The sequence below is a fragment of the Dactylosporangium sp. NPDC000244 genome, from assembly GCF_040300725.1.
GTDB lineage: Bacteria > Actinomycetota > Actinomycetes > Mycobacteriales > Micromonosporaceae > Dactylosporangium.
This window is the reverse complement of the sequence record NZ_JBEPEH010000022.1, coordinates 17,114-43,264: the sequence shown is the minus strand read 5'-3', so window position 1 is coordinate 43,264 and position 26,151 is coordinate 17,114. Positions and strand designations below refer to the sequence as shown.

Annotated in this window: 28 protein-coding genes and 1 pseudogene; 17 read left to right on the top strand and 12 right to left on the bottom strand. The window is 73.5% G+C overall.

Going from position 1 to position 26,151, the window contains the following annotated elements; all coding sequences use genetic code 11:
- The first annotated feature begins 19 nt into the window (after positions 1 to 19).
- Complete coding sequence (locus tag ABT369_RS29580; RefSeq protein WP_350616824.1) at positions 20 to 589, top strand: ankyrin repeat domain-containing protein; 570 nt, start codon at positions 20 to 22, stop codon at positions 587 to 589.
- 65 nt (positions 590 to 654) lie between these two features.
- Positions 655 to 1,728: a hypothetical protein gene (locus ABT369_RS29575; RefSeq protein WP_350616823.1), complete on the top strand. Its 1,074-nt coding sequence runs from the start codon at positions 655 to 657 to the stop codon at positions 1,726 to 1,728.
- 8 nt (positions 1,729 to 1,736) lie between these two features.
- On the opposite strand, the gene ABT369_RS29570 is transcribed toward ABT369_RS29575, so the two are convergent.
- The 3 genes from ABT369_RS29570 to ABT369_RS29560 form a co-directional block, all read right to left on the bottom strand.
- A complete protein-coding gene (locus ABT369_RS29570; RefSeq protein WP_350616821.1) occupies positions 1,737 to 2,288 on the bottom strand; it encodes a DUF4303 domain-containing protein in 552 nt (183 codons plus the stop codon).
- 548 nt (positions 2,289 to 2,836) lie between these two features.
- On the bottom strand, positions 2,837 to 3,487 hold the full coding sequence (locus ABT369_RS29565) for a hypothetical protein (RefSeq protein WP_350616819.1): 651 nt from the start codon (positions 3,485 to 3,487) through the stop codon (positions 2,837 to 2,839).
- Positions 3,488 to 3,724: 237 nt separating this feature from the next.
- Positions 3,725 to 4,057, bottom strand: coding sequence for a hypothetical protein (locus tag ABT369_RS29560; protein WP_350616818.1), 333 nt, complete (start codon positions 4,055 to 4,057; stop codon positions 3,725 to 3,727).
- Positions 4,058 to 4,143: 86 nt separating this feature from the next.
- On the opposite strand from ABT369_RS29560, the gene ABT369_RS29555 reads away from it, so the two are divergent.
- The 3 genes from ABT369_RS29555 (at position 4,144) to ABT369_RS29545 (ending at position 8,390) form a co-directional block, all read left to right on the top strand.
- The gene (locus ABT369_RS29555) at positions 4,144 to 5,034 is read left to right on the top strand and encodes an AraC family transcriptional regulator (protein WP_350616816.1); all 891 of its coding nucleotides are present in this window, start codon (positions 4,144 to 4,146) and stop codon (positions 5,032 to 5,034) included.
- A gap of 68 nt (positions 5,035 to 5,102) precedes the next feature.
- On the top strand, positions 5,103 to 5,735 hold the full coding sequence (locus tag ABT369_RS29550) for a trimeric intracellular cation channel family protein (RefSeq protein WP_350616814.1): 633 nt from the start codon (positions 5,103 to 5,105) through the stop codon (positions 5,733 to 5,735).
- A gap of 93 nt (positions 5,736 to 5,828) precedes the next feature.
- Positions 5,829 to 8,390, top strand: a complete 2,562-nt coding sequence (locus ABT369_RS29545; protein WP_350616812.1) for an FAD/NAD(P)-binding protein — start codon at positions 5,829 to 5,831, stop codon at positions 8,388 to 8,390.
- 13 nt (positions 8,391 to 8,403) lie between these two features.
- On the opposite strand, the gene ABT369_RS29540 is transcribed toward ABT369_RS29545, so the two are convergent.
- The 6 genes from ABT369_RS29540 to ABT369_RS29515 are packed head-to-tail and all read right to left on the bottom strand — an operon-like array spanning position 8,404 to position 13,040.
- On the bottom strand, positions 8,404 to 9,492 hold the full coding sequence (locus ABT369_RS29540; RefSeq protein ID WP_350616811.1) for an FAD-dependent oxidoreductase: 1,089 nt from the start codon (positions 9,490 to 9,492) through the stop codon (positions 8,404 to 8,406).
- Between the two features lie 47 nt (positions 9,493 to 9,539).
- Positions 9,540 to 10,298 (bottom strand): SDR family NAD(P)-dependent oxidoreductase, encoded by a 759-nt coding sequence (locus ABT369_RS29535; protein WP_350616809.1) that lies wholly within the window; start codon positions 10,296 to 10,298, stop codon positions 9,540 to 9,542.
- Between the two features lie 22 nt (positions 10,299 to 10,320).
- Positions 10,321 to 11,196: an LLM class flavin-dependent oxidoreductase gene (locus tag ABT369_RS29530; RefSeq protein ID WP_350616807.1), complete on the bottom strand. Its 876-nt coding sequence runs from the start codon at positions 11,194 to 11,196 to the stop codon at positions 10,321 to 10,323.
- 13 nt (positions 11,197 to 11,209) lie between these two features.
- Complete coding sequence (locus ABT369_RS29525) at positions 11,210 to 11,758, bottom strand: transcriptional regulator (protein ID WP_350616805.1); 549 nt, start codon at positions 11,756 to 11,758, stop codon at positions 11,210 to 11,212.
- A complete protein-coding gene (locus tag ABT369_RS29520) occupies positions 11,755 to 12,690 on the bottom strand; it encodes a PEP/pyruvate-binding domain-containing protein (RefSeq protein ID WP_350616804.1) in 936 nt (311 codons plus the stop codon). Before ABT369_RS29520 ends, ABT369_RS29525 begins: the two co-directional genes overlap by 4 nt.
- Positions 12,687 to 13,040: a DNA-binding protein gene (locus ABT369_RS29515; protein ID WP_350616802.1), complete on the bottom strand. Its 354-nt coding sequence runs from the start codon at positions 13,038 to 13,040 to the stop codon at positions 12,687 to 12,689. The genes ABT369_RS29520 and ABT369_RS29515 overlap by 4 nt, the downstream gene beginning before the upstream one ends.
- Before the next feature lie 55 nt (positions 13,041 to 13,095).
- Here ABT369_RS29515 and ABT369_RS29510 point away from each other — a divergent pair, with 55 nt between their 5' ends.
- The 5 genes and pseudogenes from ABT369_RS29510 to ABT369_RS29490 form a co-directional block, all read left to right on the top strand.
- Complete coding sequence (locus tag ABT369_RS29510) at positions 13,096 to 13,485, top strand: hypothetical protein (protein ID WP_350616801.1); 390 nt, start codon at positions 13,096 to 13,098, stop codon at positions 13,483 to 13,485.
- A 68-nt stretch (positions 13,486 to 13,553) separates the two neighbouring features.
- Positions 13,554 to 14,330, top strand: a complete 777-nt coding sequence (locus tag ABT369_RS29505) for a HoxN/HupN/NixA family nickel/cobalt transporter (RefSeq protein ID WP_350616799.1) — start codon at positions 13,554 to 13,556, stop codon at positions 14,328 to 14,330.
- A gap of 59 nt (positions 14,331 to 14,389) precedes the next feature.
- Entirely contained in the window at positions 14,390 to 14,908 is a 519-nt protein-coding gene (locus tag ABT369_RS29500) for a hypothetical protein (RefSeq protein WP_350616797.1), read from the top strand.
- A 9-nt stretch (positions 14,909 to 14,917) separates the two neighbouring features.
- Positions 14,918 to 15,217: a hypothetical protein gene (locus ABT369_RS29495; RefSeq protein ID WP_350616795.1), complete on the top strand. Its 300-nt coding sequence runs from the start codon at positions 14,918 to 14,920 to the stop codon at positions 15,215 to 15,217.
- Between the two features lie 128 nt (positions 15,218 to 15,345).
- Positions 15,346 to 15,567: pseudogene (locus ABT369_RS29490) on the top strand (DUF6537 domain-containing protein); the annotation flags it as partial.
- An 8-nt stretch (positions 15,568 to 15,575) separates the two neighbouring features.
- Here ABT369_RS29490 and ABT369_RS29485 read toward each other — a convergent pair.
- Entirely contained in the window at positions 15,576 to 16,397 is an 822-nt protein-coding gene (locus ABT369_RS29485; RefSeq protein ID WP_350616794.1) for a TetR-type transcription factor C-terminal domain-containing protein, read from the bottom strand.
- Between the two features lie 93 nt (positions 16,398 to 16,490).
- Between ABT369_RS29485 and ABT369_RS29480 the strand changes: the two genes are divergently transcribed.
- The 3 genes from ABT369_RS29480 to ABT369_RS29470 are packed head-to-tail and all read left to right on the top strand — an operon-like array spanning position 16,491 to position 19,514.
- A complete protein-coding gene (locus ABT369_RS29480; protein ID WP_350616792.1) occupies positions 16,491 to 17,528 on the top strand; it encodes a phosphotransferase family protein in 1,038 nt (345 codons plus the stop codon).
- Positions 17,528 to 18,733, top strand: a complete 1,206-nt coding sequence (locus tag ABT369_RS29475) for an acyl-CoA dehydrogenase family protein (protein WP_350616790.1) — start codon at positions 17,528 to 17,530, stop codon at positions 18,731 to 18,733. The genes ABT369_RS29480 and ABT369_RS29475 overlap by 1 nt, the downstream gene beginning before the upstream one ends.
- A 28-nt stretch (positions 18,734 to 18,761) precedes the next feature.
- Positions 18,762 to 19,514, top strand: coding sequence for an SDR family oxidoreductase (locus ABT369_RS29470; protein ID WP_350616789.1), 753 nt, complete (start codon positions 18,762 to 18,764; stop codon positions 19,512 to 19,514).
- Positions 19,515 to 19,523: 9 nt separating this feature from the next.
- Here the strand turns inward: ABT369_RS29470 and ABT369_RS29465 are convergent, their stop codons facing one another.
- Positions 19,524 to 20,162: a TetR/AcrR family transcriptional regulator gene (locus tag ABT369_RS29465; RefSeq protein ID WP_350616788.1), complete on the bottom strand. Its 639-nt coding sequence runs from the start codon at positions 20,160 to 20,162 to the stop codon at positions 19,524 to 19,526.
- A 95-nt stretch (positions 20,163 to 20,257) separates the two neighbouring features.
- Here ABT369_RS29465 and ABT369_RS29460 point away from each other — a divergent pair, with 95 nt between their 5' ends.
- The 3 genes from ABT369_RS29460 to ABT369_RS29450 are packed head-to-tail and all read left to right on the top strand — an operon-like array spanning position 20,258 to position 23,363.
- Complete coding sequence (locus ABT369_RS29460) at positions 20,258 to 21,442, top strand: thiolase family protein (protein ID WP_350616787.1); 1,185 nt, start codon at positions 20,258 to 20,260, stop codon at positions 21,440 to 21,442.
- On the top strand, positions 21,442 to 22,587 hold the full coding sequence (locus ABT369_RS29455; protein WP_350616785.1) for an acyl-CoA dehydrogenase family protein: 1,146 nt from the start codon (positions 21,442 to 21,444) through the stop codon (positions 22,585 to 22,587). Before ABT369_RS29460 ends, ABT369_RS29455 begins: the two co-directional genes overlap by 1 nt.
- Before the next feature lie 41 nt (positions 22,588 to 22,628).
- Positions 22,629 to 23,363: an SDR family oxidoreductase gene (locus tag ABT369_RS29450; RefSeq protein ID WP_350616784.1), complete on the top strand. Its 735-nt coding sequence runs from the start codon at positions 22,629 to 22,631 to the stop codon at positions 23,361 to 23,363.
- A 13-nt stretch (positions 23,364 to 23,376) separates the two neighbouring features.
- Here the strand turns inward: ABT369_RS29450 and ABT369_RS29445 are convergent, their stop codons facing one another.
- Positions 23,377 to 24,081 carry a YcnI family protein gene (locus ABT369_RS29445; protein ID WP_350616783.1) on the bottom strand — a complete coding sequence of 235 codons (705 nt, stop codon included), beginning with the start codon at positions 24,079 to 24,081 and terminating at the stop codon, positions 23,377 to 23,379.
- 121 nt (positions 24,082 to 24,202) lie between these two features.
- On the opposite strand from ABT369_RS29445, the gene ABT369_RS29440 reads away from it, so the two are divergent.
- A complete protein-coding gene (locus ABT369_RS29440) occupies positions 24,203 to 26,134 on the top strand; it encodes a bifunctional copper resistance protein CopD/cytochrome c oxidase assembly protein (protein ID WP_350616782.1) in 1,932 nt (643 codons plus the stop codon).
- Positions 26,135 to 26,151: the final 17 nt, after the last annotated feature.

Below are 26,151 nucleotides of genomic sequence, written 5' to 3'. Positions count from 1 at the left end.
TAGTCGTTGGGTGCGGGGCATGGACGCGCTGCGGGAGGGGCCGCTGCACATCGCCGCCCAGGCGGGCGATGCGCAGAAGGTAGCTCGGTTGATAGCCGAGGGCGACGCCGTGGACGCCGGCAACTACCGGATGTACACACCGTTGCATCTCGCCGCGGGGGTGGCGGCTTCCGAGGTCGTCGCGGTGCTGCTGGCCGCCAGCGCGGACGCCCGGGCCCTCACGACATTCCAGGGCACGCCGCTGCATGAGGTGGCCCGCGGCCGAGTCGGCTCTGGCGAAGCCCGAGTGGAGATCATCGACAGGCTCCTGGAGGCCGGCTGCCCACTCAACGCGGTCGACAGCACCGGACGCACCGCGCTGTGGTACGCGGCGGCCACCGGCACCACACCGTGGACGGCCGAGCAGCAGGCGACCGCCTTGCACGTCCTGCGGCACCTGCTGGATCGAGGCGCTGATCCCGGCATCGCGGCGCGCGGCAAGCAAGGCCGGCCGATCGACGCGGCCCGCGGACTGCACCAGACAAAGGAGTACCGAATCGAGTGGGCTGAGGGCGTCGCGCTGCTGGAGCAGTCGCGCGTTACTCCCTGACCGCGCGCCGGCGCGACACGGTCCTCGCGCTGTTGCGCCCCTTGCATGGCGGGTCCGTCTCACTGGTGGCGGAGGAGTCGCTCGGGCACGACTGGGCTCCGGTGACGCGGCTGACGTTCGACCGCGACCTGCCCGGCACCGGCCGGACCGTGGTGGTCAAGACCCGCCGCGTGGACGGGGCCGGTCACGGCGGCCCCGCCCACCTGCGACGCGAGGAGGCAGCGTTGCGGACGGCCGCGCCCGTCGGCGTCACCGCGCGGCTGATCGCCTCCGACCAGGCGGCGGGTGTCGTGGTCACCACCGATCTGGGGGACTGGCCGACACTGGAAGCCGTCCTCCTCGGCGCCGATGCGGACGCCGCCACGCGAGCCGTCGTGGAGTTCGGCACGGCCGTCGGGCGGCTGCACGCCGGCACTCGCACTGCGGGTGAGCGGTACCGGCAGGCGCTCGCTGATCTCGGCGCGCCGCAGGCGGATGCCGGCCCCGGACTGCCCTGGCCCGGCGTGGACAGGTGGCAGGACGTGGAGGTCGCGTGCGCCGAGCTGGGCCTGCCGCACGCGCGCGCCGCGGCCGGCGACGCCGCGTTCGTCCAGGATCGAATCGCCGACGCCGGCCCGTTCGCGGCCCTGACGCACACCGACCTCAATCCCGGCAACGCACTGGTGACGCCGCACGGCGTGCGGATCGTGGACTTCGAAGGCGCGATCTTCGGACATCTCGGCTTCGACGCGTCGTTCCTGCACTTCCCGTTCCCCACCTACAGCACCCATTGGGCGACGCTGCCCGACAGCGTGGTGACCGAGGCCGAGCGTGCCTATCGCCGCGAACTGCCCGGTGACGTCCTCGTTCGCCTTGACCAGGCGCTCGCGGTCGGTGCCGCGGCGGCCCTAGCCGTTCGGGTGCAGCGGCTGCCGCTGCTGGCCGCCGCCGGACAGCCCGCGAGCACCCGCTGGCGCCGCCGAGCGCAGCTGGTGCAACAGATCGGGGTGTTCACCCGGCTCGCTGAGCGGGCCGCGACGCTGCCGGCTATGGCGGACTGGTTCGGCCGGCTGGCCTCGGCGATGGCCGCCCGCTGGCCGGACGCCACAACCCCACCGCCGGCGACGTTCCCCGCATTCCGGTCAGCCCAGGACAGATGACCGTCCGGTCACGCCTCCTCGATCTCGCGCAAGTAGTCGGTCAGTTCGGGGACGGTCGTGAGCACCTGGGGCTCGACGCTCGCGCGGATCAGGTCGGCCTCCTCGTCGCACCGCTGGCCCTCGAGGATGACGACGAGGAAGCCGGGCGGGAGCGAGCTGTGGATGCGGCCCTGGCGAGCGGTCGCGGTCATCGCCTTGCAGACTCGCGCCATGGCGGCGTCGTGCGCGTCCAACGCCGCGTCGTTTTCGGCGTCGCTGGCGGCGGGCGTGAAGAATTCCTCGGTGAGGCGCTGGTACCACGGCCGCATCGCATCGCTCGCGGCGTCCAGGACGTCCCACCGCCACTCCGGCGGGGCGAACCGCGTCGAGTACCCGTGCAGCTGGTTCACCGCCGCCTCGGTGTTGGCGGCCAGGGCCGGCGGGAAGATGTTGCTGCCGTCGCTGTAGAAGAGATGGAAGGCCACGGCGTACAGCTGCTCACCCGGATGCGCCACGGCGAGGTCGGTCAGGGTGCGGCATCCGCTGTCGTGCCATGCCGTCTCGAACGCGTCCCAATCCACCGGCGCACGCTACCGCGTCATCGGCCCGCCGATGTGCGTGAACAGCGTCAATCGGGGTTCCGCGGCGACAGCGATGGCGCGCAGATCTCCTGCATTGCGCCAGGAACGAGCGGACAGCGGCGAGCGGAAGCCAAGATCGGCATGTAGCGGTTGGCGCAGGGCGCACAACAGGCGGCCAGAGACGCTCTAGCCGCCTGTCAGCTCTTTCTCAGCAAAACCCGCTAGCGTTCAATCCTAGTGATGACCGATCACGCCGTAGGTAACAACTACGACGATGACGATCACGCAAAGGCGGACGGTCCGGCTATTGCTTCCTAGGGCGTAACGGACCGTTCGCCACATCTCGCGAGAGACTGGCATGGCTTCCCTCCTTTCTCGGTTCATGCGGAGCGCGATCACCGTGCATGTCCGCGCTCTTGAAACGAAACCACCGAACGCTGTGGTCAGCGGGCTGGCAAAGCTGGGAACTTCCTGAAAACGCGTTACATTGACCGCGCTCCGTGGTTGCCTACAACAGTCAGCCAGGTCAGTGACGGTGCGGTGGCGGTTCAGGGCTCGGGGTAGGTCTCCAGCAGCCGTGCGGCCTCGATGCGGAGCTCTTCCTTCGTGAGGCCGCCGCCGAACATCGACGATGCCACCAGGTCGAGAAACCGCACGAATTCGTCCGCGCCCGGTAGCGGCTGGTCGTAGGAGGGCAGCTTGCGAGCTTGCCGTTGGGCGTTCCAGGCTCGGAGGACCCTCGTGCTGGCGTGATCTCCGATGCGCCACGCGTCCGACCAGTCCGGTTCGCGGAAGGCGAAGAGCGGGTCGACTGTCTCCACCAGATCTAGTCCGAGGGCATCGAGCAGCCACCATACGGCCTGGTCGTCGGTGTGTGTGCCGATCGCTTCGGTGATGCGGTGTGCCGGGGTGGGCAGGCCGGCGGCCGCGGCCCAGCCAGACAGGCTGCCGGCCAGACCGGCCGGGTCGTCGTCCGGCACCTCGGTGCCGTTGGGCAAGGGCACGGTGCACTCTTCATGGTGATCAAAGGCGCATCGTTGCGTTGCCGGGCGGGGCGGCACAACGAGCCCTCTGGCCGCGGCGAGGTCACGGAACGTGGGGCCGGTTCGCTCGGCCGTGTTGGCGAAGTGGGCCAGCCACGTAGATCCGTCGGGGGTCGCACCGCCGTACTGCAGGCAGTAACTCTCTTTGATCTCCACCGCCAGCGCGGGTGCGCCGGTGACGGCGGCCAGGCGCGCGGGGCCCGCCGTGAATGGTCGGCCACTCGTGATACATCGGCGTGTTCAGGTGCGCGAGTTGCCAGCCGCCGCCGTACCGGTGCACAGCCACAAACCGGCTACCGAACGCGGACCGCATCCCAGGCACATGCGGCAGCAGCATGTCGGACCGGGCGAGCACGAAGGTGCCGAAGAAACCCACGTGCGACGTTGTACCACCTAGCGCCGCGCGAAGTTCCAGTGCGCAGGCAGGGCACCGTCGCACTGGGCGCAGGTGAAGTCGTCGTCCCGCACGAGGTTGCGCTCGCCGCAGGACGGGCACCGTCGAAACGTGACCTTGTCGGTGAAGTCGCCTGGATGTCGCACGCCGATGCGGTCCAGGGCCTCGCCGACGGCCGGCCACGAGTCCGGGTCGGGACAGTATCCGGTCGACTGGTTGGTGACCTCGACGACGTGCCAGCCGGAGCCGGCAGGCGCGAACGCGATCTCGCCGGCCGCAAGGACATCTAGCCCGCCGGCCAGTGCGACATGTTCGGAGCGTCGGGGTGCCATACCGATGCACATGATCGGATCGGGCCACATTGGTCGGGCGCGGGCGGGGTGCGTTCGGCCAGGGTTGACGGTGAAAGGAGGGCCTCGTGATCTCGGCACTCAACCGGCTCGTCGACCTTGTCGAGGAGCATCTCGCGGAGGAGCTCGACGTCAGCGGACTGGCCAGGGCGTTCGGCACGACCGAGTACCACCTGCGCCGGATGTTCTCGTCGTTGGCCGGCATGCCGTTGTCGGAGTACGTGCGCCGGCGCCGCATGACCGTTGCGGCTGCGGCCGTCGTGCGGGGTGAGGACGATCTGCTGAGCATCGCGGTCCGTCACGGATACGGCTCGACCGAGGCGTTCGGGCGTGCGTTCCGCGCGGTCCACGGCGCCGGTCCTGGTGACGTACGCCGTGACGGAGGCCCTCTTCGCACACAACCACAGATCAGGTTCCGCCTGACCGTCGAAGGGAGCATCCCCATGGACACCCGCATCGTCGACCGGCCCGCGTTCCGGCTCGTCGGACACGCGGCCCGGGTTCCGCTGATCCACCAGGGCGTCAACCCACACATCCAGCACCTCATCACCGCACTGCCGCAGGAGGAGCATGTCCGGCTGAAGGCTCTCAGCGACACCGAGCCGGCGGGCCTGCTGCAGGTCAGCGACGACCTCGACCCCGACGCCACGGAGGGCAGTCCACTCACCTACCTGCACGGGGTCGCTGTCTCCCGGGACACGCAGGCCCCTGACGACCTCCACGCCATCGAGGTGGCGGCGGGCAGGTGGGCGGTCTTCCGCACCGCGGGGCCCTACCCGCAGGCTCTGCAGGAGACGTGGGCCGCGACCGCAACCGAGTGGTTCCCGTCCAACCCGTGGCGTCTGCGGCCGGGCCCGTCGATCGTCGCGGTCCTCGACCGCGCGGAGGACTTCAGCACCGCGACCTGCGAACTGTGGCTGCCCGTCGAACCGGCGAGCGGGGCCGGCCCCGTGCGATAGCCGGCGGCCTGTAACGCAGTGCTGGCGCGGCGCCCGTGTGCCGGCGGGCGCCGCGCGACACTGGTGCGATGTCGAGTCACACCGCGCTGGGCGTTCTCGAGTTCACCGGCATCTTCGTGTTCGCGATCTCCGGTGCGCTGGTCGCGATCCAGAAGGGCTTCGACGCCGTCGGCATCCTCATCCTGGCCGAGGTCACCGCGCTCGGCGGCGGGGTGGTGCGCGACCTCGTCATCGGCGACACCCCGCCCGGCGCGTTCCGCAACGCCTGGTACCTCCTCATCCCCCTCGCCGCCGCGACCGTCGCGTTCTTCGCCCACCCGGTCGTCGAGCGGCTCAACTTCGGGGTGCTCCTGTTCGACGCGGCCGGGCTGGGCCTGTTCTGCGTCACCGGCACGCTCAAGGCGCTCGCCCACGGCCTCGGCCCGGTGCAGTCCGCGGTCCTGGGCGTCACGACCGGCGTCGGCGGCGGGCTGCTGCGCGACGTCATCGCGCGCGAGACGCCGGCCGTGGTCAAGTACGACACGGACCTGTACTCCATCCCGGCGATGGTCGGCGCGGCCGTGGTCACCGTGGCGTACAAGCTGCACTGGCCGCTGACCGTCGCCGCCCCGGCCGCCGCGGTCTTCGTGTTCGGGTTCCGCGTCGTGGCCATGGTCCGGCACTGGCGCGCCCCGCGCGCATGGACGCGCGGGCGCGCCTAGCGACGGCGCGGCGGTAGCGTTGAAGATCGGGTGAGGGTAATAGGATACTAAGCCGATATGGAAGATGCGTCATGTGTCGAGGGTGGGTAGGACGTGAGTGATGTCGACGTGGCGATCGTCGGCGGGGGAGCGGCGGGCGCGCTGGTCCTCGCGCACCTCTCGCGGCTCGCGGCCGCCCGGCTCCGGGTCGCGCTGATCGACCGCGGCCCGGGGGACTTCGGCAGCGGCACCGCCTACCGCACGCCGGACCCGGCCCACCTGCTCAACGTCCGGGCCTCGGCGATGAGCGCGTGGCCCGGCGAACCCGGCCACTTCACCCGCTGGCTCGCCGCCAACGGGTGGGACGGCCTGACCGGCGACGACTTCGCGCCCCGCGCCGCGTTCGGCGCCTACCTCGCCGCGCTCACCGCCGAGGCGGCCGCCGGTGACCACGCGGACGTGCGCCTGATCCGCGGCGGGGCCAACGGCGTGCACCGCCATCCCGACGGGTGGACGATCACCATCGACGGGGCCGCCCCGGTGGTCGCGACCGAGGTCGTGCTCGCCATCGGCATCGAGCCGCCCGCCCAGGCGTGGGTACCGCGCCGCCTGCGCGTGCAGCCCCGCTTCGTCGCCGACCCGTGGCGGCCCGGCGCGCTCGACGGCGTCGGCCCCGACGACCCCGTCCTCATCGTCGGCACCGGGCTGACCGCGGTCGACGTCGCCGTGTCGCTCTCGGCCCGGACCCGGCGCCCGATCACCGCGACGTCCCGCAACGGCGTGCTGCCCTTCGCCCACACGCGCGAGGTCCGCCCGCCGATGCCGCTGGTGGAGACCGAGTTCCCCGCCACCGTCAAGCAGCTGCGGCGGCTGATGCACCGCCGCGTTCGCGAGTCGGTCGCGGCGAGCGGCGACTGGCGCCCCGCGATCGACGGCATGCGCCCCCACACCCAGGCGATCTGGGCCGGGCTGCCCGTGGCCGAGCGGCGCGAGTTCCTGCGCCGGGACCTGCGCCGCTGGGACAACGCCCGGCACCGCATGGCGCCCGACGTCGCCGACGCGATCGCCGCGCTGCGGGCCGAGGGCCGGCTCGCGATCACGACCGAGCACCCGTCGGTCGCCATCGCCAGCGCCGACCCCGGCACCTGGGTCGTCAACACCACCGGCCCCGACCCCGACCTCGCCGGCTCGACGAACCCGCTGATCCAGCAGCTGTTCGCCGAGGGCTACGTCACCAGCGGCACCCTCGGGATCGGCTGGGCCACCACCGACGACGGGCAGCTGCGCGACGCCTACGGCAACCGGGTCCCGGGCCTGTGGACCCTCGGCAGCACGCGCCGGGGCCAGCTGCTGGAGACCACCGCGGTGCCGGAGATCCGGGCCCAGGCGCTCGCCCTCGCCGAGCGGCTGGGCGACACCCCGTCACCGCGCCGCGCCCCCGCCCGCCGGGTCCGCCGCGACCAGTACGGGCTGCCGGTTCTCGCCACCGAGCGGGCCGCCGAGCACTTCGACGACGCCGTGCGGCGGGTGCTGCGCGTCCAGCGGGGCGCGGAGGAGGCCCTGGACGCGGCGACGGCGGAGGACCCGTCGTTCGCGCTCGCGCACACCGTCCGGGCGCTGCTGGCCGTCGAGGGGGTCATCGGCGCCGACGCCGGCGCCGCCCTGGCCGAGGCCGAACGGGCCGCCCAGGCGCGCATCGACGCCCGCACCGGCAGCCTGCTGCAGGCCGTCGCCGCCCGCGTCCGGGACGGCGACCCGGCCGGGCTGCTCGCGCACATCGACGAGTTCCCCCGCGACGCCCTCGTCGTCAACGCGTGCGTCCCGACGATCGCGTTCGGCGGCGCCACCCAGGTGCCGCAGCACGCCTGGGCCATCGTCGAGCGGCTGGCTCCGGTGTACGGCGAGGACTGGTGGTACCTCGGCCTCCTCGCGTTCGTCCGGCAGGAGCAGCACCGGTGGGCCCAGAGCGCCGACCTCGCCGACCAGGCACTCGCCGCCGACCCGGCCGGGGGGCACGCCGCGCACGCCCGCAGCCACGTGTACTACGAGACGGGCGAGCACCGGGCCGGCCTCGAGTGGCTCGACGGCTGGATCGCGGGCCCGGGCCGCGACGCGTTCCAGGGCGCGCACTACTCCTGGCACGCGGCACTGCACGAGGTGGCCCTCGAGCGCTGGAACGAGGTGGCGGCCCGCCTGCGGGGACCGCTGTCGCCGCGGGCGGTCAGCGGCGTGCGGGCGCTCGTCGACTCCGCGTCGCTGCTGTGGCGGTGCCAGGTGCTCGGCGCCCCGCCGTCGCCGGTGCCGATCGAGGCGGTGCTCGGCGCCGTGCCCGGCGAGCTGCTGCGCGAGCCCCGGACCGCGTTCATCGGCTGCCACGCCGCCCTCGCGCTGGCCGCCGCCGGTGACCTCGACGGGCTGGCGGCCCTGCGCCGGTACGCCACCGCCCGCACCGAGCCGGCCTTCGACCTCGTCGCGGTGCTCGTGCGCGCGCTGATCGCCTACCTGGACGGGGACTACGCGCTGACCGTCGAGCTGATCTCCCGCCGCACAGGCGAGTGGGTGCGGCTCGGAGGCAGCGACGCCCAGCGCGAGATCATCGACGACACGCTGCTCAGCGCCCTGTCGGCTCGCGACAAGCTCGGGCTGAGGAGGTCGAGGGACTCCGCAGCACGGTGAACGGCAGCTCCGGTCAGCGGGTCGAGGCGAAGCGGCGGTCCGGGCGCGGGCCGTCCAGGGCGAGGTCGGCCAGGACCCGGCCGATCGCGGGCGTGAACTTGAAGCCGTGCCCGGAGAAGCCGGTCGCGACCACGACCGGGCCGTGGCGGTCCAGGACGAAGTCCGAGTCCGGCGTCGTGGTGTAGGTGCAGCTGATGGGCGCGAACACGTCGGGGTCGACGCCGGGCAGCCACTGGCGGGCGTACTCCCGCAGCGCCGCCAGCTGCCCCGGCTCCGGCGTGAAGTCACGGCGGTCCGGGTCGACCTCGGGCCCGACGCCGTGGAAGCCGACCTTGATCCCCTCGCCCGGCGTGGCCAGTCCGTAGATGCCGCCGTAGAAGCGCCCGGGCACGGCGAAGCGGTGGCCGAAGCTCGGCCAGTCCGCCTCGGGGACGCGGGCGGCGAAGTGGGCGGGCTGCTCCTGCGTCACGCGCAGCGGCGGCAGCGGGACCAGCCCGCCGACGAGCTTGGCGGCCCAGGCGCTCACCGCGGCCACGACCCGGCGGGCGGAGTACGTCTCGCCCTCGGTGTGCACGAGCACCTTGTCCTCGCCGAGGACCTCGATCGCGGTCACCCTCGCCGAGTGCCGCACGACGGCGCCGCGCGCGGCCGCATCGTCCTGGAGCGCCGCGACCGCGCGGTCGGCGTGCAGGCGGCCGCTGTCCGGGAAGTACAGCGCGCGTGTCTCGAACCGGATGCCGGGCCAGCGCTCGGCGGCCGCCCGGGGCTCCAGCGACTCGTGCGGGACGCCCGCGGCGGCGTACCCGGCGGCCAGCTCCGGCGGTGTGCCCTGGTCCACGCCGCCGGTGGTGGTCAGCAGGTGCGCGCCGGTAGCGTCCTCGAGCTCCCGCCACCGCCCCACCGCCTCCCGGGCGAGCGCGACGTACGCCGCATCCGGGTACGACAGCCGGAAGATGCGGGAGGCGCCGTGCGACGCGCCGTTGGCGTGCCCGGCCGCGTACTGCTCCAGCAGCACCACGCCGGCGCCCCGGCGGGCCAGCTGCCACGCGGTCGCCGAGCCCATCGCCCCGCCGCCCACCACCACGACGTCGTACGAGTTCATCCGGACACGGTAACCGAAAGTCTGCTAAACCTATATGATAAATCGAGTTATACCGGCTCGCCGTCCTCCAGGAGCATGCCGGTGGGGCCGCCCTCCGGCAGCATGGCCGCCCACGCCACCCAGCGCGCGCTCTCGGCCGTCGGCCGCCCGTCGTTGTCGTCGCCCAGCTCCGGATGGCTGGCGAACCGCCCCGGGTCGACGGCGTTGACCAGGATTCCGGCGTCGCGCAGCTCGACGGCGAGCGACGCGGTCAGGGCGTCCGCGGTGAACTTGGCCATCGAGTAGCCGGGCGCGCCGACGGGGCGGGGCATCGCGGCGCCGGCGCGGACCTGCATCGCGGCGCCGCTGGACACGGTGACGATCCGGGCCGCCGGCGCCGCCAGCAGCAGTGGCAGGCAGGCCTGCGTGAGCGACCACGGGCCGAAGACGCACACCTCGAAGGCGGCCCGCACCCGGCCGGCGTCGGCCTCCAGCAGGCTGGAGGTTTCCCAGTCGGGCATCAGCGAGGCGTTGTGCACCAGCGCGTCGAGGCGGCCGAACTCGGCATCGAGGCGCGCCGCGGCCGCGGCGACGGTGGCGGGATCGCTCAGGTCGATGTGGACCGCGGTGGCCGTCAGGCCCTCGGCCGACAGCTCCTCCGCCCGCAGCCGGGTCTGGCCGGGGTCGCGGCCGGCCAGCACGGCATGGAAGCCGTTCGTGGCGAGCTCGCGGGCGACGGCCATCCCGAGGCCGTGGGGGCGGCTGGCGCCGGTGACGAGGGCGACCCGTCCGGTCGCGTGGTCGCCGGTCCCGGAGGTGGCGGGCATCGGACGTCCTCTCCTGGTGCGGTCAGCAGCAGCGCTCGGCGATGGCGTCGACGACCTTCGGGTCCTCGGTGAAGACCGGGTCGCCCGGGCGCGGGTCGTGGAAGACGATGTCGGTGAAGCCGAGCCGCTCGTAGCGGCCGACGAAGTCCTCGAACGCGTCGACGCTCGCCAGGGGGCGCTCCGCCGTGTTGCCGACGAGGAAGTAGCGCTCGATCGCCCCGGCCGGGCGGCCGTGCGCGGCCAGCCGCTCGTTGAGGATCGCGGCCTGCCGGCGCACGGCCGCCTCGGTCGCGGCCGCGGACTGGTCGGCGGCGTTCGGCTCGCCGTACGTGATCCAGCCCTCGCCGACGCGGGCGGCCAGATCGAGCGCCCGGGGGCCGGCGGCGGCGATGGCGAGCGGCACGCGGGGACGCTGGACGCAGCCGGGGTAGGTGCGGGCCTCGTCGGCGGTGTAGTGCTGGCCGCGGTGGCTGTGGGCGGGCTCGCGCAGCACGGCGTCGAGCACCTCCGTGAACTCGACGAACCGCGCGGTGCGCTCCTTCGGCTCCGGCGCCTCGCCGCCGAGGACGGTCGCGTCGAAGCCGGTGCCGCCCGCGCCGACGCCGAGCGTGAGCCGCCCCTCGCTGATGTGGTCGAGGGTCATCGCGTCCTTGGCGAGCGTCACCGGGTGGCGGAAGTTCGGCGACGTCACCATCGTGCCGAGCCGGACGCGGGAGGTGGCCGCGGCGAGCCCGGTCAGCCAGGGGACCGTCGCGTGCCAGGGCTCGTCACGGTACCGCCGCCAGGAAAGGTGATCGTAGGTCCACAGATGCGCGTAGCCCAGCGACTCCAGATGCCGCGCCCGGGCGACGGTCTGCGGCCAGGGGTCGGCGGGGAACAGCAGAACTCCGATGCGCACCGGGCGATTCTAGTCAGCGCGTGATGCCGAGCGTGGCGACGAGGTCCTCGTGCAGCTCGAACCACACGCGGTGGCACGAGTCCACCTCGACGCCGGTGATCCAGGCCGGGTCGGCGGCCGAGCGGCCCAGCGCCGTGGCGAACCGCTCGTGGTAGCCCGCGAACCGATCCAGGCGCGCGGTCAGGTCGCGCTCGAGGCCGCGCAGCTCCCCGGCGAGCGCGTGGAACGTGTCCGTGCTCCGGTCGGTTTCGAGCTGCCAGGCGGTGAACGCCGCGTTCGCGCGCGCGTTGAGCGGCACGAAGCGGTCGTGGACGGCGTCGACGGCGGCGCGGGCGCCCGCCCCGTCGAGCTCGTCGCGCAGCTGGGCCTCGTTGTGCCGGCGCCCGCGCTCGGTGAGCGACCAGCCGCTCAGGCCGGCGAACGCGGACTGGGACACGTGGCCGAAGGCCTCGGCGTCGAGCAGGTCTTCCTCGGTGCGGCCGGGGTCGAGGCCGAACCGGGCCGCGACGGCCGCGGTGTCGGCGAATCCCTTCAGGCGCACGGCGTGCAGCACCAGCATCATGCCCGCTCCTCGGTGATGGTGCCCGCGGCGCCGTCGACCGTCACGACAGTACCGTCGGCGAATCGGCGAATCGACGGGCCCACGCCCACGACGGCGGGAATACCGAACTCGCGGGCCACGATCGCCGCGTGGCACAGCACCCCGCCGGTCTCGGTGACGACCGCGGCCACGACGCGGAACAGCGGGGTCCAGGCCGGGTCGGTGGTCCGGCACACCAGCACGTCCCCGCGCCGGACGCGGCCGAAGTCGTCCACCGAGCGCACGATGCGCACCGGCCCGCTCGCCCGGCCCGCGCTGGCGCCCAGCGTGGTGATCGGGCGCGACTGCAGCACCCAGGCGCGGCCGTCCGCGATCGCCCACTCGACGTCCTGTGGCCCGCCGAAGAAGTCCGCGCATCGGCGGCCCAGGGCGGCGAGCCGTTCGCGCTCGGCGGGAGAGAGGCAGTCGTCGTCGGGCTGGACGCGCCCGGAGACGAGGGCGTCTCCGAGGCCCCGGGCCGCCTCGATGACCACGGTGTCCCGGCCGTCGCGGGGGTCGCGGGTGAACAGCACCCCGGCGGTGTCGGCGTCGACCATCTCCTGCACCAGCACGGGGACCGGCCGCGCGGCGATCCCGAGGTGGCGCCCGTAGTCGCGCGCCCGCTCGGTGCCGGCGGCGCAGCGCTCGACGACGGCCGCGACGTCGTCCCTCGGGACGTTCAGCATGGTGTCGTACTGCCCGGCGAACGAAGCCCCCGCCGAGTCCTCGGCGAGCCCCGAGGAGCGCACCGCGACGGGCCTGTCGCCGAGGCGCGACGCGATCGCCCCGGCGTCGACCGGCCCGACGACCACGAACCCGTCCGGCACCGGGAACCCGGCCCGCAGCAGCCGGCCGAGGGCGTGGGCCTTGCCGCCGCACTCCGGTCCGGCGTCGGCGAGCGCGACGATGCTCACGGGGCGAGCCGGCCGAGGACGCGCTCGTGCCGCTGCTGCGCCGCCTGCGCGGTGCGCAGCCCGAGCGGGCGCGCGATCTGCGTCCAGGTGAGCCCCTCGGCGCGGGCGACGAAGAGCAGGCCGGCCTCGAGCTGGTCGAGCTCGGCCCGGGCCGCGGCGAGCAGGGTGATGGCGGCGAGCAGGTCCTCGGGCAGCTCCAGCGCGTCGCGGTCGGTGTTCGCCCGCCACAGCGCCTGCCGGATCAGCGTGTGGGCGTCGTGCGGCTGCCCGTCGGCGAGCCACGGCAGTCGCGGCAGGTCCCGCCCGCCGCGCTCGGTCAGCCGCCGCTGCGCCTCCTGCTCTTCGTGCATCCGCCCAGCGTGGCCTTCAACAATCTGTTTGTCAACAGTCTGTTGAAGCAAACCCGTGGCGGAGGGTGGCGAACAGCCGCTCGAAGCGCGCCCGGTGCTCGTTGGCCAGGTCGCCCCGCCCGGCCCCGGCGATCAGGCGGCGCGCGGTCTCGACCAGCACGGTGGCGTACCCCGCGATGAACAACGCCGCCAGCAGTGCCGCGTCGCCGTCGAAGTCACCTCGGGCGCGGGCATCGCGGTGACCGGCACGATCCTCGCCGCGCTGTTCACCGGCGACATCGCCACCACGGGCTGGACGGCCCACCAGACGGCGGAGTTCCGCGAGGCCGTCACCGTCGCCGGCCTCACCCTGACCGCCGTGGCTGCGGCCCTGGTCGTCTGGGGCTTCGGTCGCGCCCGCCGCGCCACCCCCGCGGCGCCCGCCCCCGAGCCGGTCCCGGCCTGACCCGGGCCGGTGAAGAGTTCATCCGGGCGACCCCTGATGATCACCGGCCGCCGGAAGACTGGACCGCCGTGCCCGACCTGTCCGACCGGCTGCAGGATCTGATCCACGCGCCCGGCATCGCCCCGCTCGCGTTCCTGCTCGCCTTCCTCGCCGGCGCCGGGCATGCCGTCGCCCCCGGGCACGGCAAGACGCTCGCCGCGGCCTACCTGGCGGGCTCGCGCGGCCGCATCCGCGACGCGGCCTGGCTCGGCGGCTCGGTCGCGGCCATGCACACCGTCTCGGTCCTCGTGATCGGTGTGGCCTGGACCTTCCTGTCGCTGTCCGGCGTGATCGGCATGGAGCGGCTCACCACGTGGCTGCAGGTCGCCGCGGGCGTGCTCGTCCTGGCCACCGGCCTCTGGATGCTCCGCCGCCACCTGCGCCACGCCCGTGCGCACCACCACGGCCATGGTCACGACCACGGGCACAGTCACGACCACGATCACGGGCACAGTCATGACCACGACCACGACCACGGCAAACGCCCGGGCCTGGTCCTGCTCGGCATCTCCGGCGGCCTGACCCCGTCGCCGTCCGCGTTCCTCGTGCTGGCGACCGGGCTCTTTCTCGGCCGCGCCGGCTTCGGGCTGCTGCTGGTGCTCACGTTCGGCATCGGCATGGCCGTCGTGCTCTTCGCCGTCGGCGCGCTCGCCGTGGCCGGCACCTCGCTCGTCACGCGCAACGCCCGCTCGGTCGCGGCCCTGCGCCGCGCCGGCCGCCTGGCCCCGATCCTCGCCGCGAGCGGCATCGCGCTGTTCGGCGCCGGTCTCGTCACCGTCAGCGCGGCCCATCTGATGGCCGCGTAGTCACGCACCGGGCTCGTGGCGGCCCGAGAACGCCCGGCGCCGAGCTGCTCGCCGAGGGTGTGCGGGCCGTCGTCGTCACGACCGCCGATCCGAAGCGCTACCGGCGCCGCCGCCTGCCCCGGGGCGCGTCGGTGCGCCACCGCGACCAGCTCGTCGCGGTGCAGCGGGAGCTGGCCGCCGTCCACGACGTAACCGTCATCGTCCACGACTGGCAGTGCGCGACCGAGCTGCGCCGCAAGCGCAAGCGCGGGCCCGCGCCCGACCCCGCCGCGCGGGCGTTCAGTCTCGACCAGATGGGCATGGCGCAGAAGGGCGGCGCCGTCGTGTCGGACCTGCGCTTCTCGCGTACGCCGCTCGCCGGCGCGAACAAGGTCGCCCCGGGGGAGTGCGACCTCTGCACCGGCTGCGACCTGCTGGTGGCGGCCGACGAGCGCAACCTCGGGGTCGCCGACCGCCGGCGGACCATCGCCGTGCTGTCGACCTCCCGGACGCCCTCCGGCGCCATGGTCACCGACGCCTCGGCGAGCTTCCCCGACGTTGACGACCTCGTCGCATGCACCCTCGCGCCGACCCGGTAGGGCCACCACGTGACGCTGGACGCCCGCGAGGCCTCCACGGCCCTGCTCGGCGACGACCAGTTCGCGAACATCCTGCTCGTCGGGGTCGCGGTGCGGGCCGGGGCGATCCCGCTCGACCCGGCCGCGGTCGAGGCGGCGCTCACGCTCAACGGCGTGCGCGTCGAGGCGAACATCCAGACGTTCCGCGGCGGCCGGCAGGCGGTCGCGGATCCGCGCGGCCGCGATGCCGGCCCGTCCGCCCGCGCCAGGCTCGCGGCCGCCCGCCGGCGCCGCGCTCGTGCGCGCCGCGGAGGGGTCGGGGCTGCGTGAGGTGGTGGACCGCCTGAGCGCGGAGCTGGTCGCCTACGAGGGGCCGCGGTTCGCGGAGCGCTTCGCACGCGACGTCGAGTCCGTCCGTGCGCGCCGCCGTGACCGCGGAGTTCGGCGCCGGCGCGCGGATGTCGTTCCGCCTGCACCCGCCGGTGCTGCGCGCGCTCGGGCGGCGGCGCAAGCTCGAGCTTGGCGCCTGGTTCGTCCCGGTGTTCGCCGTCCTGCGCTGGACGCCGTTCGGCCCGTTCGGCGTCGGCGCGGTGCGCCGGACGGAGCGGGCGCTGGTCGGCGAGTACCGGTCGGCCGTCGCCCAGGCGCTGGCCGTGCGAGCACGTCAAGCTGCGCCCGCCGCGCCCGGTCAGACGGCCTCGGCCCCGATCATCCGCAGCGCCAGGCCGGCGTATTCGCGGGCGATCTCGGCCGGGCTCGTCGGGCCGGCGGGGTCGAACCACTGCGGCAGCGAGGTGCACATCGTGGCGATGGCTCGCCCGGTCTCCAGCGGCATGGCGGTGTGCGCGTCGCCGCGCTCGACGGCGTGGGTGATCTCCTGGTCGATCCGGTGCTGCACCGCGGCCCGCCGTGCCGCGACGCGACCGCGGTCGGGCTCGTCGATGCTGCGCATCTCGCTGGCCCCGATGAATGCCAGCTCGGGCCGGGACGTGTGGAAGAGCGCGAGCGCCTCGACGAGCCGCGCCAGGCGCTCCAGGGGGCCGTCGGCATCGGCGGTGGCCTCCCGGATGCGCCAGTCGATCTCGTCCATCGTGAGATCCAGGATGCGTACCAGAAGCGCCTGCTTGCTCTCGTAGTGGTGATAGATGCCGGGGATGCTCATCCCGGCCCGGGCCGCGATCGTGCGCATGGTCGTGCCGTGATAGCCGGCGCGGACGAACTCCTCGATCGCGGCGGCCAGCACCGGGTCGACGTCCGCCGGCCCGAAGACCCGCCAGGCCTTCGGGTCCTCGGGCGGCTGGGAGGCAGGAGCGTTGTGCAGCAGGAACCCGGCGGACACGTCCAGCGCCGCGGCGAGCTGGAGCAGCCGCCGCACCGAGACCCCGGTCCGGTCGTTCTCGATCGCGCTGATCGTCGCCGCGCTGACGCCGAGCCGGTCCGCCAGCGCGCGCACCGACAGCCCGCGGCGTTGTCGTGCCGCCCGCATCCGGGTTCCCAGCGTGACAGCCATGTGTTCAGGATATCTGAACAGCGAGCAATCCCACACCCGTGTTTACCAGAAGAACCAATAGCCAGCACCGAGCGATCGTTCTATAGTGCTGCCGTGGACGTCACCGATCTGATCCGCCCGGGCCGACTGGGGCCGCTCCTCGCGGACGCTACCGGCGACGAGCGGTGGACCCGCCTCGAGGCGCGGCTCATCACCGGCGGCAAGTCCAACCTCACCTTCGAGCTCACCAGCGGGGCCGGCTCGCTGATCCTGCGCCGGCCTCCGACGGGCCGGCTGCTCCCGCGCGCCCACGACATGGGCCGCGAGGCGCGGGTGCAGCGGGCGCTGGCCGCGACCGGCGTGCCGGTGGCGGCGATCGTCCTCGAGCAACGCGAGCCCGACCTGCTCGAGGTGCCCTTCTATGTGATGGAGAAGGTGCCGGGTGTCGTGATGACCGACGCCGCGCTGGAGGGGTTCGTCCCCACCGCGGCCGAGCGGCTCGCCGCCGCCGACGCGCTCGTCGACACCCTCGCCGTGCTCCACGAGGTCGAGCCCGAGGCGGTCGGGCTCGGTGACTACGGGCGGCCGCAGCAGTTCGTGGCCCGGCAGGTGCGCACCTGGACCAGGCAGTGGGAGTCGGCCAAGACGCACGATGTCGTGGCCGTAGACGCGCTCGCCGCGCGGCTGGCCGGGCACGAGTGGCTTGAGCCGGCGCGCGCCGCGATCGTCCACGGCGACTACCGGCTCGACAACTGCATCTTCGACGCGGCGGACCCGTCGCGGGTCAACGCCGTGCTGGACTGGGAGCTCTCGACCCTCGGCGACCCGCTCGCCGACCTGGGCATGACGCTGTTCTACTGGGTGGAGAGCGGCGAGCCCCGGCTCAGCCTGACACCGGGCCTGACCGCGGAGCCGGGCTTCCCCGGCCGCGCCTACGTCGCCGAGCGCTACGGGCGCGCCTCCGGCCGGGACCTGGCCCAGCTGCACTGGTACGTCGCGTTCGCGCACTTCAAGTTCGCCGGAATCGCCCAGGGGATCGCCGCGCGCACCGCCGGCGGCCAGATGGCCGGGCAGGAGTTCGGCGATCTCGACGCCGAGATCGAACGCATCGCGAGCCGCGGACTCGCCATCCTCGACGAAGGGAAGCCGTGATGGACTTCGAGCTGTCGGCCAAGGCCGGCGACGCGTGCGAGCGCATGTGGGACTTCATGAACGAGGAGATCCTGCCGGCCGAGCGGGAGTGGCACGAGCACCTGCGCGAGCACGGCGAGCACTCCAACCCGCCGGTCATGGAGCGGCTCAAGGCCTCGGCCCGCCGGCGGGGGCTGTGGAACCTCTTCCTGCCCAAGCTCAGCGGCATGACGAACCTGGAGTACGCCTCGGTGGCCGAGATCACCGGGTGGTCGCCGGTGATCGCGCCGGAGGCGATCAACTGCCAGGCGCCCGACACCGGCAACATGGAGACGCTCGAGCTCTTCGCCACCGAGCAGCAGCGCCAGCAGTGGCTCGAGCCGCTGCTGGCGGGCGAGATCCGCTCGGCGTTCGCGATGACCGAGCCGCAGGTCGCCTCCTCCGACGCCACCAACATCGAGCTGTCGATCGTGCGTGACGGGGACGAGTACGTCATCAACGGCCGCAAGTGGTGGATCACCGGCGTGGCGGACGAGCGCTGCAAGATCTTCATCGTCATGGGCAAGACCGATCCGCAGGCGGCCACCCACCGGCAGCAGTCGATGGTGCTCGTCCCCCGCGACACGCCCGGCCTGGAGATCGTGCGCCACCTGCCGATCTTCGGCTACCAGGACCAGCACGGCCACTCCGAGCTCGCCTTCACCGACGTCCGCGTCCCCGTCGCCAACCGGCTGGCCGAGGAGGGCGACGGCTTCCTGATCTCCCAGGCGCGGCTCGGCCCCGGCCGCATCCACCACGCGATGCGCGCGATCGGCATGGCCGAGCGTGCCCTGGCGCTGATGGTGCGCCGCTCCAAGCAGCGGGTCGCGTTCGGCACCACCCTGGCCGACCAGGGCGTGGTGCAGGAGCTGCTCGCGAAGTCCCGCATCGAGATCGACCAGGTCCGCCTGTACGTCCAGCGCACCGCGTGGCTCATCGACAAGCACGGTGCCAGCGGCGCCCGCTCGGAGATCGCCGGCATCAAGGTCGCGGCGCCCGCGGTCGCGACGGCCGTCATCGACCGCGCGATCGAGGTCTTCGGCGCCGCGGGGGTGAGCGACGACTTCCCGCTCGCCTACTTCTACGCCTGGGCGCGGGTCCTGCGCATCGTCGACGGCCCCGACGCCGTGCACCGGCGCACCATCGCGCGCGCCGAGCTCAAGCGCGAGTCCCCAACGCAGCACTGAAGTGACCCACGGGTCAGGAGAGGCAGTCATGAGCGCAACGCACGCGGGCAAGGCAGCGATCGTTACCGGCGCCAGCCGCGGCATCGGCCTGGCGGTCGCCGAGCGGCTCGTCGCGGAGGGGGCGAGGGTCGTCATCACCGCACGCAAGCCCGACGCGCTCGCCGCGGCCGTGGAGAAGCTCGGCCCGGACAACGCCGCCTTCGTCGCCGGCGGCGCCGACGACCCGGCCTGCCAGGAGGAGGTCGTCGCCACCGCCCTGGAGCGGTACGGCCGCATCGACTACCTGGTCAACAACACCGGCATCAACCCGGCATACGGATCGCTGCTCGACCTCGACCCGGCCGCCAGCGCCAAGATCTTCGGGGTCAACGTGATCGCCGCGCTGGAGTGGGTGAAGAAGGTCCACGCGGCCTGGATGGGGGCCAACGGCGGCGCGGTCGTGAACGTCGCCTCGGTGGCCGGGCTGCGCGCCGCCCCCAACATCGCGATGTACGGGGCGTCGAAGGCCGCCCTGATCCACCTCACCGAGGAGCTCGCCCACGAGCTCGGCCCGGCCATCCGGGTCAACGCCGTCGCACCGGCGGTCGTCAAGACCCGCTTCGCCACCGCGCTCTTCGAGGGCCAGGAGGAGCAGGTGGTGCGCAACTACCCGCTCAAGCGCCTCGGCGCCCCCGAGGACATCGCCGGGGCCGTGAGCTTCCTGCTCTCCGGCGACGCGGCCTGGATCACGGGCCACACCCTGACCGTCGACGGCGGCCTCACCCTCGGCGGCGGTGTGTAGGAGGGTCAGTCAGCCGGGCGGCCGGTCGGTTCGTGTCCAGCGGACCAGGTCCAGCGCCAGGTCCCCGTACTGCGCGCCGATCTCGTCGGGGCCCCACCCCCCGTCGGGCCGATACCAGCGCGCCACGTCGATGCCCAGCGACAGGATGGCGAGCGCGGCCATGTGCGGGTTCGCCACCCCGAACACGCCGGCGTCGCGCCCGTCGGTCACCAGCCGGCGCATGAGCGACTCGATCTCGCGCCGCAGCCCGGCGATCTCGGCCGCGTGCTGCGGGCCGAGCGCCGCCATCTCGTACTGCACCACGCGCGCGTGGATCTGGGCGCGGGCGTGCCACGAGGTGAACGCCCGGACCACGTCGCGCAACCGCCGGGCCGGGTCCGCCGATCCGGCCTCGGCCGAGCTCCCGGTCAGGGCCTCGTCCATCACCTGCCGGACCTGGCGGTGCCCGGCCAGCGAGAGCTCGAAGAGCAGCTCCTCCTTGGTGCGGTAGTGCACGTAGACCGCGGCCGGGCTCATCCCCGCCGCCTCGGCGATGTCGCGCGTCCCGGTGCCGTGGAAGCCGCGGCGGGCGAAGGCCTGCAGCGCGGCGTCCAGCAGCCGGGCGCGGGCCAGCTCGCCGCGGGCGTTGCCGGTGGTGCCACGGGTCATTGCGAGATCCTCCACAGTCCATTGACGCGCGCCCGGGTCTGCATGTTACCTGTTCACCAGGACTTTCTAAGCGATCGCTTAGTTTGGAGCGGAACATGACCGACGACAAGATCGTGGTGCTGGACGGGGCGCGGACCCCGATCGGCGACTTCGGCGGCGCATTGCGGGACGTCCCGGCGCACGAGCTCGGCGCGATCGCCGCCCGCGCCGCACTGCAGCGCAGCGGCGTCGACGGGGCGGACATCGACGAGGTCGTGATGGGCTGCATCGGCCAGGTCGGCGGCGACGCCTTCAACGCCCGGCGCGTCGCCCTCGCCGCCGGGCTGCCGGCCGCCGTTCCGGCGTACACGGTGAACCGGCTCTGCGGGTCGGGGCTGCAGGCGATCTGGTCCGCCGCCATGCAGATCCGCTGCGGCTCGGCGGACATCGCGCTCGCCGGCGGCGACGAGAGCATGAGCCGGATGCCGTTCTACGACTTCGGCGTCCGTGGCTCCTGGAAGCTGGGGGACCGGCGGCTGGTCGACGGCACGCTCATGATGCTCACCGACCCCGTGCACGACATCCACATGGGCGTCACCGCCGAGAACGTCGCCGCCCGCTACGGGGTCGGCCGGGCCGAGCAGGACGAGTTCGCCCTGCGCTCGCAGCAGCGGGCCGGGACCGCCGCGGCGCGGGCAGCCTTCGCCGAGGAGATCGTCCCCGTCGAGGTGCGCACCCGCCGGGCCGTGACGGTCGTGTCCGAGGACGAGCACCCCCGCCCCGAAACGACGCGGGAGGCGCTGGCGGCGCTGCGACCGGCCTTCCAGGAGGGCGGCACGGTCACCGCCGGGAACTCGTCGGGCATCAACGACGGCGCGGCGGCGGTCGTGCTCACCCGGGCGTCGCTCGCCGCCGCCCGCGGGCTCGAGGCCAAGGTGGCGGTCGAGGCCGTGGTGACCGCCGCGATGGAGCCCGAGCTCATGGGATACGCGTCGGTGCTCGCGCTGCGCAAGCTCTTCGAGCGCACCGGCACCGCGCCCTCCGACATCGGCACCGTCGAGCTCAACGAGGCCTTCGCGTCCCAGGCCGTTGCCGTCATCCGCGACGCCAAGCTCGATCCGGACACGGTGAACCCGTACGGCGGCGCCATCGCCCTGGGGCACCCGGTCGGCGCGACCGGCGCGATCCTGACCCTGCGCGTCGCCCGGGACCTCGTCCGCCGCGATCTCGAGCTGGGGGTCGTCACCATGTGCATCGGCGGCGGCCAGGCGCTCGCGGCGCTGCTGCGGCGGGTCGGCTGATGCTGCGCCGCCCGTACACCGACGACCATGAGGCGTTCCGCGACTCGGTCCGGCAGTTCCTGCGCCGCGAGGTCTGGCCGCACGTCGAGCGCTACGCCCAGGACAAGGCGATCCCGCGCGACCTCTGGCGGGCCGCCGGCGCCCAGGGCTACCTGGGCCTGGAGATCCCCGAGGAGCACGGGGGCTCGGCCGCCGGCGACTACCGGTACAACGCCGTGCTCATCGAGGAGCTGGCCAGGGTCGCCATGGCGCTGGCGTCCTCGCTGAGCATCCACTTCGACGTCGTCACGCCGTATCTGGTCGAGCTCACCTCGCCGGGGCAGCGCGACCGGTGGCTGCCGGCGGTCGCGTCCGGCGAGGTCGTGACCGCGATCGGCATGACCGAGCCGTCGGCCGGCTCCGACCTCGCGGCGCTGCGCACCAGCGCGGAGCCCCGCGGCGAGGACTGGGTGCTCAACGGGTCCAAGACGTTCATCACCAACGGCTACTCGGCCGACCTGGTCGTCGTCGCCGCGCGCACCACGCCCGGTTCGAGGGCCAAGGGCATCACCCTGTTCGGCGTCGAGCGCGGCACGCCCGGCTTCACCGTGGGCAACAAGCTCGACAAGATCGGCCAGCCCGAGGCCGACACCGCCGAGCTGTTCTTCGACGACGTCGTCGTGCCCGGCGCGAACATGATCGGCGAGCTCGATCGGGGCTTCGCCCACATGATGCAGCGGCTGCCGCAGGAGCGGCTCGGCGCGGCGGTGGCCAACATCGCGCACGCCCGGCAGATCCTCGAGGAGACCATCGCCTATGCCGGGCAGCGCCGGGCGTTCGGCAGCCCGATCGGCAGCTTCCAGCACAACAAGTTCCTGCTCGCCGACCTCGTCACGCGGGCGGACGTCACGCAGGCCTACGTCGACCAGTGCGTGCTCGCCCACTCCCGCGGCGAGCTGTCCGCCGTCGACGCCGCGAAGGCCAAGTGGTGGTCCGCCCAGGTGCAGAACGAGATCCTCGACCACTGCGTCCAGCTGCACGGCGGCTACGGGTACATGGCCGAGCAGCGCGTCGCCCGCGCCTGGCGCGACGCGCGGGTGACGCGGATCTGGGCCGGCTCCAACGAGATCATGAAAGAGCTGATCGGCCGGGACCTCGGCTTCTGAACGCATCAGTCACGAGACCAGCAACGAGAAAGGACCGACCGATGAGCGTCAGCTTCGACTTCACCGGGCGCACCACGATCGTGACCGGCGCCGCCCGCGGCATCGGCCTGGAGATCGCCCGTCACCTGCAGGGCGCGGGCGCCAGCGTGTACCTGCTCGACCACGACGCCGAGGAGGTCGCCAAGGCCGCGGCCGAGGTCGGCGCCGCCGGCGTGCCGACCGACGTGAGCAGCACCGAGGCCGTGCAGGCCGCGGTACAGCGCGCGGTCGACGACACCGGCCGGCTCGATATCGTGGTCAACAACGCCGGCATCCTGCGCGACAAGGTGCTGTGGAAGCTCACCGACGAGGACTGGGACGCCGTGCTGGCGGTGCACCTGGGCGGCACGTTCCGGCTCACCCGGGCCGCCGTCGCCCACTTCCGCGCCCAGCAGTACGGGCGGGTCGTCAACGTCACCTCGTACACCGGCCTGCGCGGCAACATCGGCCAGGCGAACTACGCCGCGGCCAAGGCGGGCATCATCGGGTTCACGAAGACGGCCGCCAAGGAGCTGGCCGCGTTCGGCGTGACGGTCAACGCCGTGTCGCCCAACGCCGAGACCCGGATGGTCTCCTCGATCCCGCCGGAGAAGAAGCAGCAGCTGGCCGCGGCCATCCCGATGGGCCGCTTCGCAGCGCCGAGCGAGATGTGCGCCGCGGTCGCCTTCCTGGCCTCGGCCGAGGCCGGGTACATCACCGGCACGGTGCTGCCCGTCGACGGCGGGATCTCGATGTGAGCGCCGCCGCGATCTAGGCGGGGCGGCCCGAGCGGCGATACGCGAGCACCCCGGCGACGAGTCCGGCCAGGCCCAGCACGAGGGCGATGACGCCAAGGGTGATGGCGGTGCCATCGCCGGCGCTCCTGCCGCTGGTCATGATCGCGTTCACGTCCTGGGCGGCCCCGCTCGCCGGTGCGGTCGCCGGGGCCCCGGCCTTCGACAGCTTCAGCACCGGAGCGGGGTGCTCGGCCTCGGCGCCCGCGGCGGGCTCGTCGATCCAGCGCACGACGTCGCCGTCGGAGTACGACTGCAGCGCTTTGAACACGATCGAATCGGTCGCCGGCAGGGGCCCGAGGGAGACGTCGAACTCCTGGAACTGGTGCGGCCTGATCTCGGCGCCCGGGCCGGCGGTCCACGTGATCTTCGAGACGGCCTCGGTGATGTCGCCGTCGCCGGACTTGATCGGGGTCGTGAGCTTCGTGGTCTCGGTGGCCGCGGTCCAGCCCGCCACCGGCTTGAGCGACACGGACGCGATCGGCTTGTCGGTGGGGATGGCGACCTCGAGCTTGACGGTGCTCGCGGAGTCCTTCTCGTTCGGCACGCGGAAGGTCACCTTCGTGTAGCCGCCCTGGGTCGCGGTGTTCGGGTTCACGGTCACGTGCGCCGACGCGGCGGACGGCACCGCGAACACGGCGGCGGCGACCGCGAGGACGACGGCGGCGGTGCGCAGGCGCATGGGGTGGCCCCTTTCGAGGAGATCGCGGGAACTTCACGGGCGGTCCCGCCGACCAACACAGTGATGCATCACGCTAGAGCATTTTCCCGATATGACCATTAAGCGCGGTTTAAGCATTTTCGTGGGGCTCGCCGCGCTGCTCGCGACCCTGGTCGTGGCCCTGCGCTGGGGCGGCGGGATCACCGGCCGCGCCATCGTCGGCCTGCCCGACCCCGGCGCGCTCACCGCGTGGGGCCTCCCGCTGGCCCGGGCCGCGGCCGACGTGTGCGCCGTGGCGACCGTCGGCTTCACGGTGACGGCGGCCTTCCTGCTGCCCGGCGACGGGCGGCTGCTCGGGCCGGCGGCGTACCGGATGCTGCGCCGCGCGGGCTGGTGGGCGGCCGGCTGGGCCGTCGCCTCCCTCGCGCTGCTGCCGCTGACGCTCTCGGACCTGCTCGGGCAGCCGGTGTCGCGGGTGACGTTCGCCGGGGTGCGCAGCCTCGCCTGGTCCGTCTCGCAGGGGCAGTCCGCGCTCGCGCAGGCCGTCCTCGCCGCCGCGGTGGCGGTCGCGGCCCGGCTCGTGCTCACGCGCACCGGCACCGCGGTCGTCGCCCTCGTCGCCGGTGCGGCCCTGGTACCGCCGGCGCTGACCGGCCACTCCGCCGGAGCCGGCAACCATCAGCTCGCGGTCACGAGCCTGGCCGTGCACATCGTCGCCGCCGCGCTCTGGGCCGGCGGCCTCGCCGCGCTCGTCACGCTGCGCGGCGACAAGCTGCTGGCCGGCACCGTCCGCGGCTACAGCCGGCTGGCGCTGGGCTGCTGGGTCGCCGTCGCGGTCAGCGGGGTCGCGAACGCGGCGGTGCGGCTGGGAGCGCTCGGGGAGCTGTGGCACTCGCGCTACGGGCTGCTCGTGCTCGGCAAGGTGGCCGCGCTCGTCGCGGCCGGGGTCTTCGGGGCGGTACACCGGCGAAAAACGCCACCGGGCAACCTCCGCCGGCTCCTGACCGGCGAACTGATCCTGTTCGCCGCCACGCTCGGGCTCGCCGTCGCGCTGTCCCGCACGCCGACCCCGGTGCCGGCGAACCCGGTCGACACCGACCCCGTCACGGACCTGCTGGGCTTCCCGGCCCCCGCTCCGCTGTCGGCCGCGCGGGTGTTCTGGCCGCCGCTGCTGGACGGGTTCTTTCTGGCGGCGGTCGTACTCGCCGTGGCCGCCTACCTGACCGGTGTGTGGCGCCTGTACCGGGCCGGGCACCGCTGGCCCGTCGCGCGCACCGCGAGCTGGCTCGGCGGCGTGGCCCTGCTCGCCGCGTTCACCGTGTCGGGGTTCGCCCGCTACGCCTACGTGCTGTTCTCCGCGCACATGGCCCAGCACCTGGTGCTCGCGATGCTCGTGCCGATCCTGCTCGTCGGCGGCGCCCCGGTGACCCTCGCCCTGCGCACCCTCCGCCCGCCGGCCGACCCGCGGGTCCGGGGCGCGCGCGACTGGCTGCTGCTGGTGCTGCACAGCCGGGTCCTGCGCCTGCTGTCCCATCCCGTCGTGGCTCTGGCGCAGTACGTGATCGGCCTGTACGCGTTGTACTTCAGCGACCTGCTGGGCTTCCTTATGCGGTACCACGTCGGGCACCTGGCGATGCTCGTGCACTTCGTCCTGAGCGGGTACCTGTTCTTCTGGGTCCTCATCGGCGTCGACCCCGGGCGCCGGACGACATCGCCGCCGATCCTGGTGCTCGTGCACTTCGCGGGCATGGCGTTCCACGCGTTCCTCGGCATCGCGCTCATGCAGTCCCGGACCGTGATCGCGGCGGACTGGTACACCTCCGTGCACCCGGCCTGGGCGAGCGGCCTGCTCGCCGACCAGCGGGTCGGCGCCGGGCTCGCGTGGGGCTTCGGCGAGATCCCCGCGGTCGCGATCCTGCTCCTGCTCGTCGTGCGCTGGATCCGTGCCGACGAGCGCGAGCAGCGACGCCTCGACCGGGCCGCCGACCGCGCTGAGGAGACCGGCGAGGAGGACGAGCTGGCCCGGTACAACGCGTTCCTGCGCCGGGCCGCGGAAACCGCCGAGCGCCGCTGAAAGGTCAGACGGAACTT